Origin of the sequence: Adlercreutzia sp. ZJ154 (genome assembly GCF_011039055.1) — a bacterium.
Taxonomy (GTDB): domain Bacteria; phylum Actinomycetota; class Coriobacteriia; order Coriobacteriales; family Eggerthellaceae; genus Adlercreutzia_A.
Map to the genome: position 1 here is coordinate 12,816 of NZ_JAAKEF010000012.1, position 18,194 is coordinate 31,009.

Sequence of the window (18,194 nt, forward strand, 5' to 3'; positions counted from 1 at the left end):
CTAGAAACTCTCGACATATTTTCGATTAGCAAATTTAGCAGACAAGAAGCTTTTGCCCTTATTGGACCAATTGATTTTCTCCATCGAGAAGACGGGAATCTCTTTGACAGGAGTTTTTTCTATGCTTAGCCACGGATCTAACAGACGCTCTGAAATTCGACCAATGCAACGCATTTCGAATGGTGTCATTCTAGCGAAGTTAAGACAAGATTCAATTTCTTCGAGAACAGGAAACAACCAAGAGCACCACCTATCTAAAATGTCTCTACGCATGATTACCATGTTCCAGATATGAGCGCTTCGAGAGCGCATGTGCGCATCAAATGCTGGAAGTATCTCAGGAGACTTATCCTCAAGGATGTTGCGTAGGATGTCCATATGGGTGTCATCCATCGTGTGGTCGTAGTGGGATTTTACTGTCTCTATTACATAGTGGCGCTTCTTTGGCAGAACTACTGGAGACTTTGCTATAAGTTCTTTTGCTTCTTCATAGGTAAGTACTCCGCGTTCGCCTTTGCCTGCAAAGTGCCTACGGTAGTGAGCAAGACCTATGTAGTCAGCATCTAAATTCTTCCATGCCCAGTAAAGAGCAGTCAGTTCGCTGTATCTTGGATTTTTGTCCGAGATGTTTTCGCCTTCATCATCTCTTTGAAACCCCGGTATTGTTTCTTTACCAGCAGCTCCTACTTGAACTGGTATATACATAGGATCACTTGGCATCCAGTAAGGTTTATGCGATGCAACTACAATCTTGATGTCCGGATTAGCTGAACTCAAGAACCAGTTCCATCTCTCATAGTTTTCAGGGTGCTTACAGCTATTCGCATATCTAGCCTGACAGAGGCGTTGTCAATGTAGTAAAGCTCGAGTGCTTGGCGCTCTCCGGTATCAAAGCTTGAATCATTTCTGCTTTGTGTTTGCCACCACCCAGTAATACCCGGGCGCATACTTAGTAGTTTGTCTGCATCGTATTTGAAATGTATTAGTTCATCTTCCGTAATAGGACGCGGACCTACTACACTCATTTGTCCTACTAACACATTTATAAATTGAGGAATCTCATCAATTGATGTTTTCCTAATAAAGCTACCTAGCTTTGTAATGCGAGGATCATCTTCTACTTTTCTCTCTCGCATCCACTCTATAAGTTGTTCTTCATTTAGGTATTTCTCTACATTATCTGAGTCGTATACCATGCTTCTAAACTTATATATCTTGAAAGGCTTTTTATCTTTGCCCATACGAATTTGTAAATATATTGGGCTTGCTTTTGTATCTTTTGCTATAAAGATTGAAAGTATTAGTGCTGGTATAAACCCAACCACTATAACTGCACTGCTAAACACAATATCGAATGTGCGCTTTATGAAGCGGTATGGTAGGGGTTGGGTGCGAACGTTGGTGTCGGCGCCAGCATTTGCACACGTTGGTTTCGCAAGCAATTCTGCCGCTGCTGCGTTATCTATTTGATTATCAAAAGCTTCTTGCAATCTTTTCTTTATTGCTTCTCGCCATTACTCCGGAAGAATACCCAGCCCTACGGTGGTTTTTATCCTTATAGAACCCACATGAAACTCCAACAGCGCTAGGCTGTCGGAGCGCTTCACTTTCGTAATGCGCCCTTCGTAACCCTTAAGCGGACCTTGCGTCACCTCCAGCATATCGCCCACTTTGCGACCAAAGCTCATTGGAACCACGCGGTCGCCGCGGCTGGTATGGGCTTCCAGCCATGTGCGCTCGTAAGCATTCAAAGGAACATACGTCTGACCACTCTTAACCACTCGGCAAAAATCATTCACGCGACGCAAGCGCTGCGCCAGCTGAACAGGATCATTAACTGCAGCTATAAGATAGCCCGGCATCAGGGCTCGCTCCACATTTCGCCATTCGCCATACATCTTCTTTTGTGTACGGTAGCGGGGCACGAAGCATTCATCTAGTACAAGTGGCTCCTGTAAGTCGGCAGATTCTTCGCCAGCTTCAGCACACGCAGTTTCGATAAACTGTATCATCTTGCGCTCTTGCCCAGACATAACCTGCACCGCATACCAGTCGAAATGGGGCATAGCTTCGCCATTCCTTCCTTCAAAGGTTTCAGGGGTCTTCAACGAACATAGCTTCGCTATGGTCGCCTAGACCTGTTTGGTCAAACGTATCGTTCCCGCACTTGCAAGCCCTCTATGGTAGGAGCTGCTCGTAAGGCTTCCCGGGAGTATGTAGTTTTGAGGCTGCTGCCGAAAAAGCAGCTTCCTACGGCGGAGGCACACCCGCGCTCCCGCCGTAGGAAGCTGGCATACGCCAGCTTCGCCTCAGGTGGTTGCCGCTACAGCAATCTGCGGCGCTAAAGTTTGCGCATTAGCCCGCGACCCCGCCTTCGCCATTGCGGCACCTTCGCGCTGGCGCGTAACGCGCAGACCCATACGGGCTTCCACCTCATGTCCTGCTACGCTCATGCGCACATAGGCGCGCTTGCCGCGATGGCTTACGCGACGGATTAAATCTTCGTGTCCGCAAAGCGGTCCGTTTATTACCGTAACTTCGCCGCCCTTCCCGACAAATCCTTCCGAGAAGCCAACAACACGGCATCCCGGGCGCGTCAGTGCATCTATAAGCGCAACCTCAGCATCTGCCATCTGTGCGGCACCGGGTCGGGAAGTAAGCACCTCGTTAACACCGCGAGCGTGTCGTAAAGCGGCTCGCACCTCGTGTCTGCCGGGTGCCACAGCTACAACAACACCGGGGATTAGGGGCTCTGCGCTCTCGACTATTTTTCCGCCGCGTACCGTGCGTGTTACTGCGCTCGGTACGAACAGCTCTTGAAGACCATCAGCTGCGGCGGTACCCCGCAAGAGTGATAGCGCCTCTTGCTCGCAGCCCTGTTTCACATTTATCGCGAACCACATGCCAGTTGCCCTAACTCTTGAAGGGAACTTCCATAGGCATGAACTCGGTGAACCCGCGTCCGCCATCGCCCACTCGCACCACACAGCAGCGCTTGTGACGGTCAATCTTGCTAACGCGCGCTTCCTGACCTACCAGAGGACCGCTCTGCACGCGCAACTGCCCATTCGCTATTACTGCAGTACTGTTGCGCAGGATTCGCTTGTCGTCTAAGGCAGACTCGAACCACGCTTGGGCTTCTATCGATAGCGGTGTCGGGCGCATACTGCGCGCGCCGGCAACTTCGGCAGGAAAACTCAGGCGGGAAAGGGAACGCGCCAGCGCACGTCCGTCGCGCGATACGGCAAAGAAATAGCCACTATATATCGGCGAGGATTCTAAACGCCAAACGCCACCGCGCTTGAACCAGCGTTCCTTACATATTACAAAGGCGTCGTCGAGCAACTCGGGCGCGACGACGCCGCGCACCTTTTCGCACGTAGATGCCTCGAGTCCTTCAGGTACGTGTACGAGGTACCAGCGTGCACGTCCGCGCAGACTATCGCCTGCATGAACGCCACTCAGAAGCCTCTCGGCAGCGACGGCCTTAACTGCTGCCAAATCGGCTCACCTCCCTCTAACCAAGGCAACATCCAGAAACGTGGAGGCTTCTCCACGCACGAGTGTCACCAAAAAGTACACTTTTTGCGAGGTCGTCGCGAAAGGACCTTTTGATTTAATAAAAAGTCAGTTTTCCGGGTGTTGTATGGGAGGGAGGAGATTTATAATACGATAATTATTGTTGCGTAAAAAAGTGTGCTTTTTGCGAGTCTCAAAATATCCTTCTCACCTGCGTAAACAAAGCTATTTGAAACTTTCTTTCCCGTCGGACTTCAACCATCTATCAAATGTCGTCGCGCATATTTTGAGGCGGTTGGCAGCCTCTCGCCGGGTGATATGCCCGCTCAAATAAGACTGCTTAGTGTCCTCGTAGCATGCGGGTCGCTTCTTTTTCGGTCTGCCGAACTTGACCCCACGAGCGTGCGCCGCCGCTATTCCCTCAGCCTGACGCTGGCGTATATTCTCGCGCTCGACCTGCGCAACGTAGCTTAAAAGCTGAAGAACAATGTCGGCAATAAACACGCCCGTTATGCTTTCCTGCGTCGCGCGGGTATCAAGCAGGGGCATGTCTAAAACCACGACACCCACACCCTTTTCCTTGGTGATAGTGCGCCACTCGCTTAGTATTTCCTCGTAGTTGCGCCCGAGTCGGTCGATGCTCTTTACAACGAGAACATCACCTTCACACAGAGTTGTCATAAGGCTGCGGTATTCGGGGCGCTCGAAGTTTTTGCCGCTAGCCTTATCTGCAAACACTCTCTCTGGCATCACCCCAAATGCTGCAAGCGCGTCGAATTGCCGGTCCAAGTTCTGGTCCTTCGACGATACGCGGGCGTACCCGTACACAACTCTTTCTTCCATAGAAACCTCCCATCCGACCTGACCTCCATTCCAGGCCTCTTCTCTAGTGAAACGGCGCGGTGCCGCCACGCAAGTATTGTTTTGGCGAGAAAAGTCTCGCGAACAACTGCGCAGCAAGCACCGCAATCTTTTCACTATCCTCCAGACTTGCCATTTCATGTCCTCGTCATCGCAGACGGGGAGTAGGCTGCTGAGAAACGGTTCTAAATTTGAAAGAGGTATTTGTATAAGAGGGTAAAGTTTATTAACCGATATTGCTCTCGGCGCATAGATGTACTCAATGCTGCTTTTTCGTAGCTTCATGCGTTCCGCCCTTCGCGGCTTTCGCAACGGGAGGTGCAATCCATTAATCGGTTCTGCTAAAACTGAAGACTCTGGTAACGCTTAGATAGCTTTTAAATCAATAAACACAGTGCGTACTGTGCGTACTAATCGTATATTATAATGAATAGCGCCATTAACTTTACCCCGACCCAGGCATCCTGACCGCATCGTAGAAATTAAGAAACACTACACATTGCTAGCAACCGACTAAGCTGCCCTGCCATAAATAAAGGAACATTTAGAAGTCCGTTATCAAATGAAAGATTACGCAAAGAGAACCTTACTGCAAGCGGAGTATTTTCTGTATACTTTCCCCGATATTTCTGAAGACTTTTCGCCTTAACATTCTTGCCCGCTTTCACTTCAATCGGCACAACGATATTTTCATGCTGAATTAGGAAGTCAACCTCGTAATGCGGATTATCGACTGCCCAATAGCGAGGCATCCCGTCAAATTGGGGTAACAGTTCCTGCAATATGAAGTTTTCAGCAAGAGCCCCTTTGAATTCTGTAAATAGCCGATCGCCTTCAGTAATGGCTGAGGGCGCCAGCGAACAAAATCGCCTCAGCAATCCCACATCAAGCATATAGAGTTTGTAAGCTTGCAATTCATCATAAGCCGATAGCGGTAATCCGGGCTTTGAGCTACGGGATACTTTTTTCAACAAATCAGCATTAACAAGCCACTGTACAGCGTCTTCATACTCGCGTGCCCGCGCGCTTTTTCGCACTAGCGAATATAAAAATTTCTTGTTCTCACGTGCAAGCTGCGACGGAATAGATTTCCAAACAAGATCTATTTTCGGAAAAAGCGCTAAAGAAGCGTGCTTCTGAAAATCGAGAGAATAAAGATTAAGCAAATCGCTTAAAATTTCTTGCAATCCATTAACGCTTTTTTCTTCAATCCAGCTTAAAACTGCCTCTGGCATTCCTCCTATTAAAAGATAGATGCGCAACTTCTCGTATAACGGATTGAAAAAAGCTTCAGGAACTGGTTCTAAACGTTCAAAGTTGTGTAAGTAGTTAACAAGTAAAGTATCCCCATTTGCTTCAAGAAATTCCTCAAATGTTAGTGGATACATATTAAGTACGTTAACTTTTCCAACAGGAAATGATGTCGGATGAGATAGAGCAAGACCCAAAAGCGACCCCGCACAAGCAACATGATATTCCGGAGCAAGTTCGCAGAAATATTTAAGCGCCGCAATTGCTTCAGGGCACGCTTGAATTTCGTCGAACACAATTAGTGTCTTGCCTGGCAATATAGGTTGTGCGCTAGCAGCTGTAAGATTTTCGAGAATTCGTTTGGGCTCTTTTGTAGTTTTGAAAAATTGAGAGAATTCTTGATTTAAGTCAAAATTGAAATAGGCAAGATTTTCATATGATGAACGTCCAAATTCCGTAAGAACCCACGTTTTTCCTACCTGACGAGCACCACGCAGAAGTAAGGGTTTGCGATGCGCAGAGTTCTTCCATTCGAGAAGCTTTGCCATAATTTGACGTTCCATAAGTATCGTTATCTTTCCTTAGATCTTTGACGTAATCACGAAATTATACAAAATTATGTGATATTCACCACGAAATTATACATATTTTCGTGATGCAATATAAAACACTCGAAGTTATGGACTTAAACAATTCAGCACGTAACCAAAACACCCTAACACCTATCGCTCTTTATTTCTTCCTCTCATGATATACTTCCGAATTGCCAAACGTTATAGAGTCTCTGCAGAGATTCACCATAGTCTTAGCTTGTTTGTCTATTGACTTTCAAGAACCTAGGTTGAAGAGCACCTGCTCTTAAAAGGTTCTTGAGTGCATTCTGCGCTGCTAAGACTTTTAACGTTTGGCGACGAGGGGTGGGCGCTCTTCTTCTTGCCAAGCAATCAGCTCCCAATTCCTTAGTAACCATTCGCTGTCGTGTCAAGAGCACGCTCAAATGAAGGAGAGGAAAGATGTATTGTGCCGAGTGCAAACAATTACTACAGCAGGAATGTAGTCAGTGCCCTTCATGTGGCAGCACCCATTTCATTGCATCACTAGAGAGCAATATAGCATCAACCACATACGTTGCCCCTACAAAACCCTGTCCAAAATGTGGTAACAAGAACAGTATCTGGAAAAGCGTCTGCCCAGAATGTAAGACAAAATTGGCACCATATAATGCTATTAGTTCACATGGAACATTTGTCCTTATTGCATGCCTTTTAGGTATTATTACAACTAGTTTCTTTGCTTGGATTCGAATACCAGCGCTGTCCGATTTGAACTATATAGTTAGTTCTCTTTCTGAAAATAATCTGCAGGTTTCTTTCACGGTATTTCAGTTTTATTCCACTTTCTTTTCTACTGATAACCTTTTTTCTAATCTTATTCAATCGCGGGATCTAGCATTTGGCTTTGTTGGAATAGCCACTCTATTAGCCTATATAGCAATTATTATTATCGTTTTAGGTCTTATTATTATCCTCATGAAGCTATATTCAAAAACACTCACAATTGAAGATACACGCATCGCTAATGTAGGTTTTGTTCTCGTTGCAATAGATGTAGCTTTATGGTTTTCCTTAGTTCTGCTTCTTAACTGGCAAAGTGGCATTACTGTCTTAGAAATTGCGATTCCTGCGTATCTGGCGTTTGCTGTTTCTCTTGGGGGAATTGTTATGATTATTATGGAAAAGCGACGAATTAACAGAGCTTTTTATTAGATTCGTTAAGAAAATTGCAATCCAGCGGCACGCCTAGAGCTTATAATCGTACAACATGTACGAAAAACCAATCTAAGGAAAGCGCCACTTGACTATACGTAGCGAACGAAGCCGCGAAGCCATAAAGAATTCCTTGCTTTCGCTGCTGGGTGAAAAACAACTAGACGACATTACTATGTCGGAATTAGCGGCAGGTGCGTCGGTTAGTCGGTCTACTCTTTACAGTCACTATGCAAACACGCGAGAAATCTTCGACGATGCTGTAGCGGATTTTTGCAAAGGACTGCGATCGCTAGGAACGCAACTGCATTGTGGCGAATGTCAACCCAATGCCGATGGATACCGTCCATTTTGTGTGGCAATACGCGACGCGGGCAAATATGATGCATTGGTGCGCGACCCATCTTTCCTGCCAACAATTCTTGACATTATGTATTCGTATAATTGCCCCGAAGAGGCTAACAATTCCGATAACGCCAAATTCACCGCGAAGGCGAAGCGTGCTTTGTTCCGATTCCAAATGAGCGGGTGCTACACCGTCGCCATGGACAAAACGCTAGATAGCGACTGGCAGCAAATTCAAAAATTGCTGGATACTTACATACGAGGCGGCGTGAACGCGACGCGTAACTTCTGAAACTGTACACATTTGCCTTATTTGTACGAAATCGCTACGCACATCTCTGTAGTCTTTTTTCAGAAGATTACAGGAGGTGAAAACTATGCATGTTGAAACAAAGAAACTACTGGATTTCTTAGCAGCCGACGGAGCAAAGTTTTCTATACCGCTATTCCAAAGACCATACTCTTGGGAGCAATGGCAGTGCGAAATATTCTGGAACGACATTGAGCGAAGCGCTCATGAAAATAAATCACATTTTTTCGGAGCTGTGTTCTATAGAAAAGATTGCATCGATGAAGAAACTACTTTATCTCTTATCGACGGGCAACAGCGAACCCTAACTTCACTTTTATTGTTGGCTGCGTTGGCTGAACGCGTGGATGCCGCCAACTTTGCGGACACTGATTTGAACAGCGCCTATATTACACAAACATATCTGCGCTCAAACGGCGGCATAAAGGTTCAGCCGTCTAAGTGCGATGAAGCGGAATTTCTGCGTGCACTAAACGCCGACAAAAGCCAGCAATCAATAGATAGCGAAGATTCCGCAGAACAGCGCCACAATGCTATAGCCAACAAAACTTTCTTTGCAGTCAAGATGGCGGCTGCAGATTTCGACCCACTATCTTTTTGGAAAGGGCTTAACAGCTTTGAAGTGGTTGTTGTAGAACTTGAAGACGGAGATAACGCGCAGTCTATATTTGAATCGTTTAACTCAAAAGGCGTGCCTTTAGTTGCCGCCGACATGGCAAGAAATTACTTGTTATTAGCGGAAAGCGAAGAAGAACAAAAAAGGCTGTATGTTAATTACTGGGAGCCAATTCAGGGGCTTTTTGGAGATGATCCCGGCTCTTTGCGCCTGAATAATGCGCTGCGAGCATGGACTGTAATACGCTGCAAAACGCCAAAAGCTAAAAACGATTCTGAATCTTTTAACGATTTCAAACAGTACTTTGTTAATGAATACGACGGTACCAGCGAAGACCTTATGGAAGAATTGCTAAGTTTTTGCATAGTGTGGGCTGAAAACTATAGATATCACGCCGTTAAAAAATACCGCAGTTCTAATTGGGCAAAAATTGGCAGGAAGACCTTGGTTTCTGACAGACCGCTTGCGCCATCTAGCCAGCAAAGTCGCGATTTCTATTCGCAGCATTACGGTATCGAAGTCAAGGGAGAATAGTTTATGAAAGCCCAAGAGATGCAATTTCTTGATATAGTTGGTCGCCCAAATGTGCAATTCAGTGTGCCCGCATTTCAGCGTGTATATTCTTGGACAGCCCGAGAGTGCGAAGATTTGATAGCTGATGTAATGCATGCAGGCGCTACAGACAATGCGCATTTCGTTGGCACTTTTCTGTATTCAACTCCCGACAATTCGCCTGACAAAATAAGCAAACTGCAAGTAATTGATGGTCAGCAGCGCATTACAACATTAACGCTAATGTTAATGGCGTTTGTCGAGTACCTGAAAACCCAAGGCGATGCCCAAGCGCAACGCGCCCAGCAACTAACAAAGCGCTTTTTGCTTTGCGACAACGGTGCTCAACCGAAATTACTTTTAACGTCAATAGATGAGGATATGCTTGCATATTTGCTTGGAGTGCAAAGCGAGCCAGAAGACATAGCCACTCGTTTAGTTGAAAACTTGGACCTATTTCGCAATAAAATGCTGCAACCAGACTTTGACGAAAACACATTCTGGCGCGGCTGCAACTTGCTGCAAATTATAGCTATTGAACTTACCAGCGAAGATTCCCCGCAAGAAGTGTTCGAGAGCCTGAACTCTAAAGGGAAGCGGCTAGCTATTGAAGACTTAGTTCGCAATACTATTTTGCTTGGAACTTCCAACAAAACTGGCGACGAGGCGCTGGCTTTGTACGAAAATTATTGGCTGCCATTAGAAGACAAGATTGCAGACACTAAAGATATAACTATGGAAGATGTTTTGTGCGCATGGCTGGCATTTCACCACGAAGATGTTTACCTTGATTCAAAAAGCGAAGTGTTCCCGCTATTTAAGGCAGATCTTACAAGTAAATTTAATGGCGACTACAAGCGTCTGTTAGTTGACCTTGCAGCTTATGCCGACAAATTGGCATCTAGCGAACAATGGCGCAGAAATCAGCTAAGCGAAATGGATAGGTGGCTTCAGGGCAAACCGAAGAACATAATTTCCGAGCGCAAAATGTTCGGCGACTAGAGCAACTAGAAAAAGCAACCCAATCTTGGCACTATAAGTAAAGTTGGCTTTGCTTATAACGCTATAAGTAACCTGTTTCCTAAATAGGTTTTCGACTAATATGTTTTCTATGGATAGTGGCATATTAGAAATATTCGGCAACATGGTTACCCTTTTCGCCATTGTAGGCGTGGGGTATGCAGCCAAAAAATTAAACCTTATGAACGACACTTTCGACAAATCCTTATCGAAAGTAATCATCAACTTGGCCTTGCCTGCTATGATTCTAGGTTCCGTCCTAACCGCAGAAGAACTGCCCAGCTTAGAGAATATCCTGCTAACATTTCTTTTGTCGTGCGCTAGTTACGCCGTAATAATAGTTATTGCGTATGCCCTAACTGCGATTATGCGAATATCTATAGGGCACCGCGGCGTTTTTAAATTCATGCTTACATTTGGCAATGTTGGATTTATTGGCTTTCCAGTGCTTTCTGCCATATTTGGGAAGCAAGCGCTTATTTACGCGGCGGTTTTCAATCTGCCGTTCAACTTTTTAGTTTTCACAATGGGAATTTGGTTTCTAACGCAAGACAACAATAATTCGCAGAAATCAAACACCACATGGCGCACATTTCTATCGCCCGCAATTGCGTCTTGCGTAATAGCAATTATATGCACGCTTCTGAACATTCACGCTGTTCCGGTTTTGGGTGACTCGCTTGAAACACTTGGATCGCTAACCACGCCGGCAGCGCTGTTGATAATTGGCTCGTCGCTTGCAAACATGCCCGTGCGCGACCTAATAGGTGGGTTCCGTTTATGGGTAGCATCGCTGTTTAGGCTAATTGTGAACCCACTGTGCATATGGTTCGTATTCCACTTCTTCGTAAGCGATCCACTATTGCTTGCTGTAGTTGTTGTAATTTCCGGAATGCCAGTGGCAACAAACGGTACAATGCTTTGCTATCAATACGGCGGCGATTCCAAAACCATGGCACAAGGAACGTTCGTAACCACCGTACTTGCAATAATTTCAATTCCCGTTCTTGTAACTGCGCTTTCTGTGCTTGGTGTTGTAGTGATGTAATATTTAATCTAGCCGACCATGAAGTTCATAGCGTGCATGCTTAACAATACGATTTTCGCTATCGACAAACACCACATGGGGCGCATTCGCGGGGTCGTTGTGTTCCTCTAAGGTCATCTCGGCATATGCCATTATTATTATTTTGTCTCCCACGCATGCACAATGCGCCGCCGCGCCGTTCAAACAAATTATGCCGCTTTCAGCTTCGCCGAATATTACATATGTTTCGAAGCGATTGCCGTTGTCCACATTAGCTACTTGCACCTTCTCGTATTCAACGATGCCAGCAGCTTCTGCCAGCGAAGCATCTATCGTTATTGAGCCTACATAATCTAGCTCGGCTTGCGTTACAGTAGCGCGGTGAATCTTACTTTTTAGCACGTGTATAAGCAACTGCTACTCCTCGAAAATGAAATTGTCTATAAGCCTTGTATTGCCTATATAGACCGCCATAGCCACTAACACCGATTCATTAATAGTATCAATTGGCTGCATGGTAAGACCGTCTACCACCTCAAGATAATCTATGCGAGCAAGCGGTTCAGCGCTCAAAACATCTGACATCAGCTGCTTCAGTTTCGCCGCGTTGCGCTCTCCGGCTTCCACGGCGGCGTATCCCTTTTTCACGGCACGCGAAAGTACAAGTGCTGCTTGGCGCTCTTCAGTTGACAGATAGGTGTTTCGCGAGCTTTTCGCCAAACCGTCCTCTTCGCGCACTATTGGACAACCTACAACTTGCACGTTCATGTTCAAATCGCGCACCATGCGCTTTATTATGGCTAGCTGCTGCGCATCTTTCTGACCGAAGAATGCCATATTGGGTTGCACAATGTTGAACAGCTTGTTAACCACCGTGCAAACTCCGCGGAAATGTCCCGGACGCGACGCGCCACACAGCGTTTCTGCTAGCGCATCCGCCGACACATACGTAGCGAACCCTTCTGGATACATTTCTTGAACCTCGGGGTGAAATATTAGATCTACCCCATGCGTTTCGCATATGGCAGCATCGTGGTCTAAATCGCGCGGATAGCTGTCGTAATCTTCATTCGGACCAAATTGTATGGGGTTTACAAAAACCGACACCACCACTTTGCCGCATGCAGCGCGTGCCGCGTCCATTAAGCTTTCGTGCCCCGCATGTAAGTATCCCATAGTTGGTACTAGTGCAACTGTATGCCCAGAAGTTCTCCACTGTGCCACCGCATCTTTTACTTCTGCGATAGAACTAACAATACGCATGATGTCTCCCTTCTTTGCTACAGTTCGCCCAATTCATCTAGCACGCCAGCAGGTGTGGCATAGCAATGTTCTTTTGTAGGAAATTCGCCGCTTTTTACGCATTCGTCGTATTCACGATAAGCTTGCTTCATCAACGCGCCAACTTCAGCAAAGCGCCGCACAAATTTTGGCGTGAAATCGTCGAACATGCCTAACATATCTTGGTTGACTAGCACTTGCCCGCTGCACTGAGCACCAGCCCCTATGCCTATGGTGGGAATGGATAGCTGGCGTGTAATTAGCGCTGCCACCTCAGCCGGCACAGCTTCTATTACTACGGCGAATGCGCCGGCATTTTGTACCGCGTGCGCATCCTCTAGTAACTTTTTTACGCCGCTTGTAGTTTTGCCCTGAACTTTGAACCCGCCAACAGCGTTTATGCCCTGAGGAGTAAGACCGATATGTGCGCACACGGGAATTTTTGCCCGCACTATGGCTTGTATGCGATCTGCCATTCCGGTGCCACCTTCAAGTTTCACGGCGTTTGCGCGCCCCTCTTTTACAAGGCGACCTGCGTTTACCACCGCATCGTATGCGGAAGTTTCGTAAGACATAAACGGCATGTCGGCTATAACAAGCGCATTTTTTGCGCCGCGCGTTACCGCGGCTGTGTGACGCACCATGTCATCCATAGTAACCGGTATTGTGTCGCCAAGCCCAAGCATCACATTTCCCAGCGAATCGCCTACCAAAATGGAATCCACACCGGCTTCGTCAACTAGATGCGCCGTAGTGTAGTCGTAGGCGGTAAGCATAGAAATTTTCTTGCCAGCCCTCTTCATTTCTTGAAAAGTAGAAACCGTAACAGCCATGCTTCATCTCCTTTTCCGAGTTTTAGATGGTAATGGCTTATAAAACAGTCTATTTGCTGGCTATTTTAAGTCAGTGGCACAAATATGCGGCGCAGCGCTAAGCGAGTTACGCATTTAATCTCTTAAGCGGGCTTTCTTGGCAGCCTCTTCACGCTGGCGACACATTTCTGCCCAGCTTGGCATCGTCTCTAGTGCGCCCGCTAATTCCGAAAGCACTTCTGGAATGTTTATTAGCTGCGGACATATGCGACTACACGCCCTGCAATCAATGCAATCTCTAGCGCGCTGACCCTCAGGCACAGCATCCATTTGCATAGATATAGTGAAATTGCTGGCAAATTGAAGATCGTTGTACGTTGCCAACATAACCGGAATATCTATTTGCTGCGGACAACTAGCCGTGCAGTAACGACAGGCGGTACATGGCACGCCACCTTTAAGCGTTTCAGCTACATCTGCCAGCATTGCAGTTTCCGCTTGCGTAAGCGCCGCAGCCTCGGCAAAGTAGCCGCAATTTTCGTGCACTTGATTAAGGTTCGACATGCCGCTTAGCACTACTTTCACATTCGCTATATTTTGAAGCCAGCGAAACGACCACTCTATAGGGCTTCTGTTTGAACGATCAGCCTGCACGACGTTAAGTTGTTCATCTTGCCAATCTACCAGTCTTCCGCCGCGCAATGGCTCCATCGCAACAACAGGAATTCCCGCGCTTTCAAGCATGGCGCATTTCTCGGATGCACGCTGCAGCGTCCAATCCAAATAATTCAGCTGTATCTGGCAAAATTCCATAACATTTCGACCAACAAACAGCGCTGCTGTCTTCGAATCGCACTTAACAAGTTCAACGTATTTGCGCGCGCCATAGTCTAAAAACGCAGCCAAATTGTCAGGTCGTCCATGGCTAGAAAACCCTAAGTGGCGAATTCTGCCCAGCCGCTTCTGCTCAATAAAATAGTCAACAATTCCCCATTTTTCATCGGTGTAAATATCTATCGAATTTTCACACACGTTGTGTAGCAGATAGAAATCGAAATATTCAACTCCGCATTTTTGCAGCTGTTCTTCAAATATTACCGCCGGGTCGTAAGTGCTCAAAATTTGATGCCCAGGATATTTTGTAGCCAAGTAAAAGCTATTGCGCGGGTAACGCGCCAGCGATTTCCCAAGCGCCTGCTCTGATGTGTTCCCATGGTAGGGATACGCCGTGTCGAAATAATTAATTCCAGCTTCAAACGCTGCATCCACCATCTGATCTAGCTGCGATTGGTCAATATTTGCCTGATCGCCATCAATCACGGGCAGCCGCATAGCACCAAAACCCAAGCGTCCAACTTTATCACCAAGAAAATCGTTGCAAATCATGTGCGCCCCTTTGCTACATATTTGAATTCACTTCTCAGCACTTCTTAACAAAACTATATCGAACTTGCTTATATATTAGAAATATTAGAAACAAACTTATTGCGTATGTTTTAAGCATATTTTGGCATAATTTATACGACAATACGTTTGAAAGCCGATTTGCAAAATACATGCACAAATATAAATGCAATAAACCTACAAGAAATGCGCCCAGCCGCCATCTAATGACAAGGCGCGCAGCCATAATAGCCATGGGAGCTATGGCTGTTGCGTGTATGACTGGATGCAGCAAAAACCGCCCATCTATTATTCGCGAAAATGTATACATGAGTCCATACGACTGGAACGGTCTTGTGCGCAATGGCGAGAGGCTGGAATACAGCGAGAATGGGGTGCTGCTGTCGCACTGGGGCATAGATGTTTCCGAACACCAGAAAACAATTGACTGGAGTCAGGTGCAGCTTGCCGGAGTGCAATTCGCATTTATACGCATTGGGAATCGTGGGTCTACTGCAGGAGCATTAAAGGTAGATAAAGAATTTCTGGCAAATTGTCGCGGTGCGCAGCAAGCGAAGATTCCCACGTCGGGGTATTTCTTTTCGCAAGCCATAACTGCGGACGAAGCGCGGGAAGAAGCAGAATTTGCGCTTGAACAAATGCATATTGCCGAAACCGGCGGTGCAAAATTTCAAGCAATAGCATACGACCATGAAGCGGTAAATATTGATGGTGCCCGCGCAAATAATTTGTCGGATGAACAGCTGTCAGAAAATGCAGCTGCATTCTGCGAAGCGATATCAGCTGCCGGATATGAACCGCTTCTATACGGCAACCAGCGCGACTTAAAGAAGCTAAGTCGGCAAGTGCGCGATACGTTTCCAGTTTGGCTTGCGGAATACGACACAGAAATTCCCACAGCACCGCTTGATTTCACCATATGGCAGTACACGAATGCGGGCAATATACCGGGTATTCCTACTCAGGTTGACTTAAATATATGGCTGCCCACAAAACGTGGTGCAGAAATAGTGCTTCTTGAAAACACGTATGTCTAAAGTTTGCATTTCATCTTTTGTTAAACAGTTTGTACTTTTTTGGGCGCAACGCATTTAGAAGTAACACAATAGCCTTAAGTTGATTTCGAAAGGGGAATTCGACATGGTTAAGGAAATATACCTAGCGGGCGGATGCTTTTGGGGTACACAAGCCTACATTGATAAGCTGCCCGGTGTTTTAGCTACAGAAACAGGATATGCAAATGCCACAACTGAAGCGCCAACTTACGAAGAAGTATGTACGGGCGACACAAATGCTGCCGAATGCGTGCGTGTAGAATTTGACCCGAATGTGATAAGTCTCCGATTGCTTCTGCAAGCATTTTTGCGCACGATAGACCCCACAAGTTTGAATCGGCAAGGAAACGATTCTGGAACGCAGTACAGAACGGGAATTTACTGGACAGATAGTGCCGATTGCCGCGTGGTTTCCGAAGCGTTAGAGGAACTTCAGCAGCATTTTGAAGCGCCAATAGTAGTGGAAGCCCAACAATTACAGTCGTTTTTTCCAGCTGAAGATTACCATCAAGAGTATTTGCGCAAAAATCCCGGCGGTTATTGTCATGTGAATTTGGCAGATGCTAGGCAATTTATAAGCGAACACGCATCAGAATTTGGGCAAATCAAGCGCACGGTGCGACTAAACCCCACATTCAAGCGCGAAGACGGGGCTACTGTTTCAGTAAAACTTCCAGATAATTTCTAGCTTTGCGCTGCTTAGATGTGGCGGGGGACAGGCAAGCTTGCTATAATACGTATACAATGTATACGTATTATAGATTCAACGTATGAAAGCGAGACAGATTATGGCTATGACAGCTTCCGCCATCCGCTTCGAACAAGACGAAAAAGAATGGATTAACACATTTGCCCAGCTAAACGGGAATAGCTTCTCTGCACAGGTTCGCCAGTGGACATTAGAGCGTCTGGAAGACGAGATGGATGCCTACGATCTGAAAATGGCTATTGCAAAAGACAATGGTGAACGTATTCCATTTGAAAAAGTTATTGCAGATTTGGAGATAGCAATCTAATGGGATACAAAGTTGATTTCACTCGTAAGGCACAAAAAGACCTTGCAAAACTTGACAAGAGAACGCAAAAGATTATTGCCTCGTTCATAAAAGACCAGCTAGAAGGCAGCACAAATCCTCAGGCACTTTCCGGCTGTAAAAAACTACAAGGAGTTCAAAACGGTTGGCGCTGGCGTGTGGGGGTATATCGTCTGCTTGGCATAGTAGATGGCGACACTATAACAATACAGCTTTTCCGAATAGGGCATCGCCGCGACGTATACAGACGCATGAACTAGCAAACACACGCAGCCCTAGAACACAAACAGTCAGAGTTCCCGCAGACCTCACTTAATTTTCAGCGCATTCCAAACATTTCGCCAAACTAATTTATGATGTATTCATGGAAAACGCGCAGAGAAAAATGTGGGCAGGCATAGCGTTTACGCTTCTGGGCGGAACTCTTTGGGGCATATCTGGCACCAGCGTGCAATTTCTTACCACGGAAGGCGGCGCACCACCAACACTGGTTACGCTTATGCGCGTAGTATTGGGCGGCAGTTTATTTTTTACATTTCTGCTTATACGCAAGCGCGCAACCGTGCGCGCCGTATTTACAAGCCGCCGAACAATTGCAGGCATTCTGCTATTTGCATTTTCGCTTTACGCAAACCAACTGTGTTATGCACAAACAGTACAAATAACGAATGCAGGTACAGCCACAGTTCTTCAAATGCTAGGCAGCGTTTTTGTAATGCTGTTCGTATGTACAACAACGCATAAGCTGCCGCGTGTAAAAGAATTTATTGGGCTGGTTATAGCCATAATTGCCACTGTTCTTATAGCTACACAGGGCAACATTTATGTACTTAGCATAGATCCTGCTGGATTAGCATGGGGGATAGCCACGGGCTTATCTACTGCGTTTTACATTCTTGTTCCAAAACGATTTGGGCTGTTCGAGCAATTTGGAAGTGTGGTCGTGGTGGGGCTTGGCATGTTTCTGGGCACAATTTTCGCCATACCCATATATGCAGTTCAAAGCGCGGGCGCTATGAACGCCGTTAGCGTGCTTTCAGGGTTTGGCGCGTTTGAATGGCTGGTCTTTATAGTGGGGCTTGTAATTGTTGGAACCATCGGCGGCTATGGCTTCTATCTGCACGGAGTATCTATTGTAGGCTCGGTAAAGGGAAGTTTGCTGGGCGCAATAGAACCCGTTAGCGCAACTATAATGGCTGCGCTTTGGTTGGGCACCGCATTCACAATGTACGACATTGTCGGCATGTTGCTAATGTGCATAATGGTGGTGTTCATAACCACCGATGAGTAGCTATTTTGTCACTTCGGTTTGCAGGAATTACCAACAAAGCGCAGATGGAG

At 46.3% G+C, this 18,194-nt stretch carries 21 protein-coding genes; 10 read left to right on the plus strand and 11 right to left on the minus strand.

Features of this window, described 5'->3' with window-relative positions; translation table 11 throughout:
* The 7 genes from G7Y37_RS05745 to G7Y37_RS05775 all read right to left on the minus strand — a co-directional run bounded on the left by G7Y37_RS05745 (position 1) and on the right by G7Y37_RS05775 (position 6,194).
* A complete protein-coding gene (locus tag G7Y37_RS05745; RefSeq protein ID WP_206214111.1) occupies positions 1 to 777 on the minus strand; it encodes a DUF4422 domain-containing protein in 777 nt (258 codons plus the stop codon).
* On the minus strand, positions 774 to 1,490 hold the full coding sequence (locus G7Y37_RS05750; protein WP_241156032.1) for a sugar transferase: 717 nt from the start codon (positions 1,488 to 1,490) through the stop codon (positions 774 to 776). The genes G7Y37_RS05745 and G7Y37_RS05750 overlap by 4 nt, the downstream gene beginning before the upstream one ends.
* 24 nt (positions 1,491 to 1,514) lie before the next feature.
* Positions 1,515 to 2,066, minus strand: coding sequence for a transcription termination/antitermination NusG family protein (locus G7Y37_RS05755; RefSeq protein WP_165062521.1), 552 nt, complete (start codon positions 2,064 to 2,066; stop codon positions 1,515 to 1,517).
* Between the two features lie 243 nt (positions 2,067 to 2,309).
* Positions 2,310 to 2,903 carry a transcription termination/antitermination protein NusG gene (locus G7Y37_RS05760; RefSeq protein ID WP_165062522.1) on the minus strand — a complete coding sequence of 198 codons (594 nt, stop codon included), beginning with the start codon at positions 2,901 to 2,903 and terminating at the stop codon, positions 2,310 to 2,312.
* Positions 2,904 to 2,913: 10 nt separating this feature from the next.
* On the minus strand, positions 2,914 to 3,501 hold the full coding sequence (locus G7Y37_RS05765; RefSeq protein WP_165062523.1) for a hypothetical protein: 588 nt from the start codon (positions 3,499 to 3,501) through the stop codon (positions 2,914 to 2,916).
* 243 nt (positions 3,502 to 3,744) lie between these two features.
* Positions 3,745 to 4,362 (minus strand): recombinase family protein, encoded by a 618-nt coding sequence (locus G7Y37_RS05770; protein WP_165062524.1) that lies wholly within the window; start codon positions 4,360 to 4,362, stop codon positions 3,745 to 3,747.
* Between the two features lie 500 nt (positions 4,363 to 4,862).
* Positions 4,863 to 6,194: an ATP-binding protein gene (locus tag G7Y37_RS05775; protein ID WP_165062525.1), complete on the minus strand. Its 1,332-nt coding sequence runs from the start codon at positions 6,192 to 6,194 to the stop codon at positions 4,863 to 4,865.
* A gap of 450 nt (positions 6,195 to 6,644) precedes the next feature.
* On the opposite strand from G7Y37_RS05775, the gene G7Y37_RS05780 reads away from it, so the two are divergent.
* From G7Y37_RS05780 to G7Y37_RS05800, 5 genes are all read left to right on the plus strand, one after another.
* Positions 6,645 to 7,397 (plus strand): hypothetical protein, encoded by a 753-nt coding sequence (locus G7Y37_RS05780; protein WP_165062526.1) that lies wholly within the window; start codon positions 6,645 to 6,647, stop codon positions 7,395 to 7,397.
* Positions 7,398 to 7,485: 88 nt separating this feature from the next.
* Positions 7,486 to 8,034, plus strand: a complete 549-nt coding sequence (locus G7Y37_RS05785) for a TetR/AcrR family transcriptional regulator (protein ID WP_165062527.1) — start codon at positions 7,486 to 7,488, stop codon at positions 8,032 to 8,034.
* 85 nt (positions 8,035 to 8,119) lie between these two features.
* Positions 8,120 to 9,202, plus strand: coding sequence for a DUF262 domain-containing protein (locus tag G7Y37_RS05790; protein ID WP_165062528.1), 1,083 nt, complete (start codon positions 8,120 to 8,122; stop codon positions 9,200 to 9,202).
* 3 nt (positions 9,203 to 9,205) lie between these two features.
* Positions 9,206 to 10,222: a DUF262 domain-containing protein gene (locus G7Y37_RS05795; RefSeq protein WP_165062529.1), complete on the plus strand. Its 1,017-nt coding sequence runs from the start codon at positions 9,206 to 9,208 to the stop codon at positions 10,220 to 10,222.
* A 100-nt stretch (positions 10,223 to 10,322) separates the two neighbouring features.
* Complete coding sequence (locus G7Y37_RS05800) at positions 10,323 to 11,288, plus strand: AEC family transporter (RefSeq protein ID WP_241156033.1); 966 nt, start codon at positions 10,323 to 10,325, stop codon at positions 11,286 to 11,288.
* 3 nt (positions 11,289 to 11,291) lie between these two features.
* Here G7Y37_RS05800 and panD read toward each other — a convergent pair whose 3' ends face one another.
* From panD to G7Y37_RS05820, 4 genes are all read right to left on the minus strand, one after another.
* The gene (gene panD, locus G7Y37_RS05805) at positions 11,292 to 11,681 is read right to left on the minus strand and encodes an aspartate 1-decarboxylase (RefSeq protein ID WP_165062530.1); all 390 of its coding nucleotides are present in this window, start codon (positions 11,679 to 11,681) and stop codon (positions 11,292 to 11,294) included.
* A 3-nt stretch (positions 11,682 to 11,684) separates the two neighbouring features.
* Entirely contained in the window at positions 11,685 to 12,530 is an 846-nt protein-coding gene (gene panC / locus G7Y37_RS05810) for a pantoate--beta-alanine ligase (RefSeq protein ID WP_165062531.1), read from the minus strand.
* 17 nt (positions 12,531 to 12,547) lie between these two features.
* Positions 12,548 to 13,381, minus strand: coding sequence for a 3-methyl-2-oxobutanoate hydroxymethyltransferase (gene panB, locus G7Y37_RS05815; protein WP_165062532.1), 834 nt, complete (start codon positions 13,379 to 13,381; stop codon positions 12,548 to 12,550).
* A gap of 114 nt (positions 13,382 to 13,495) precedes the next feature.
* Entirely contained in the window at positions 13,496 to 14,746 is a 1,251-nt protein-coding gene (locus G7Y37_RS05820; protein WP_165062533.1) for an aldo/keto reductase, read from the minus strand.
* Between the two features lie 224 nt (positions 14,747 to 14,970).
* Between G7Y37_RS05820 and G7Y37_RS05825 the strand changes: the two genes are divergently transcribed.
* The 5 genes from G7Y37_RS05825 (at position 14,971) to G7Y37_RS05845 (ending at position 18,144) form a co-directional block, all read left to right on the plus strand.
* Entirely contained in the window at positions 14,971 to 15,801 is an 831-nt protein-coding gene (locus tag G7Y37_RS05825; RefSeq protein ID WP_241156034.1) for a GH25 family lysozyme, read from the plus strand.
* Positions 15,802 to 15,904: 103 nt separating this feature from the next.
* Entirely contained in the window at positions 15,905 to 16,507 is a 603-nt protein-coding gene (gene msrA / locus G7Y37_RS05830; RefSeq protein WP_165062534.1) for a peptide-methionine (S)-S-oxide reductase MsrA, read from the plus strand.
* Positions 16,508 to 16,589: 82 nt separating this feature from the next.
* Positions 16,590 to 16,835, plus strand: coding sequence for a type II toxin-antitoxin system RelB family antitoxin (gene relB / locus G7Y37_RS05835; RefSeq protein ID WP_241156035.1), 246 nt, complete (start codon positions 16,590 to 16,592; stop codon positions 16,833 to 16,835).
* Positions 16,835 to 17,113: a type II toxin-antitoxin system RelE/ParE family toxin gene (locus G7Y37_RS05840; RefSeq protein WP_165062535.1), complete on the plus strand. Its 279-nt coding sequence runs from the start codon at positions 16,835 to 16,837 to the stop codon at positions 17,111 to 17,113. The genes relB and G7Y37_RS05840 overlap by 1 nt, the downstream gene beginning before the upstream one ends.
* A gap of 104 nt (positions 17,114 to 17,217) precedes the next feature.
* A complete protein-coding gene (locus G7Y37_RS05845) occupies positions 17,218 to 18,144 on the plus strand; it encodes a DMT family transporter (RefSeq protein ID WP_165062536.1) in 927 nt (308 codons plus the stop codon).
* Positions 18,145 to 18,194 lie beyond the last annotated feature (50 nt).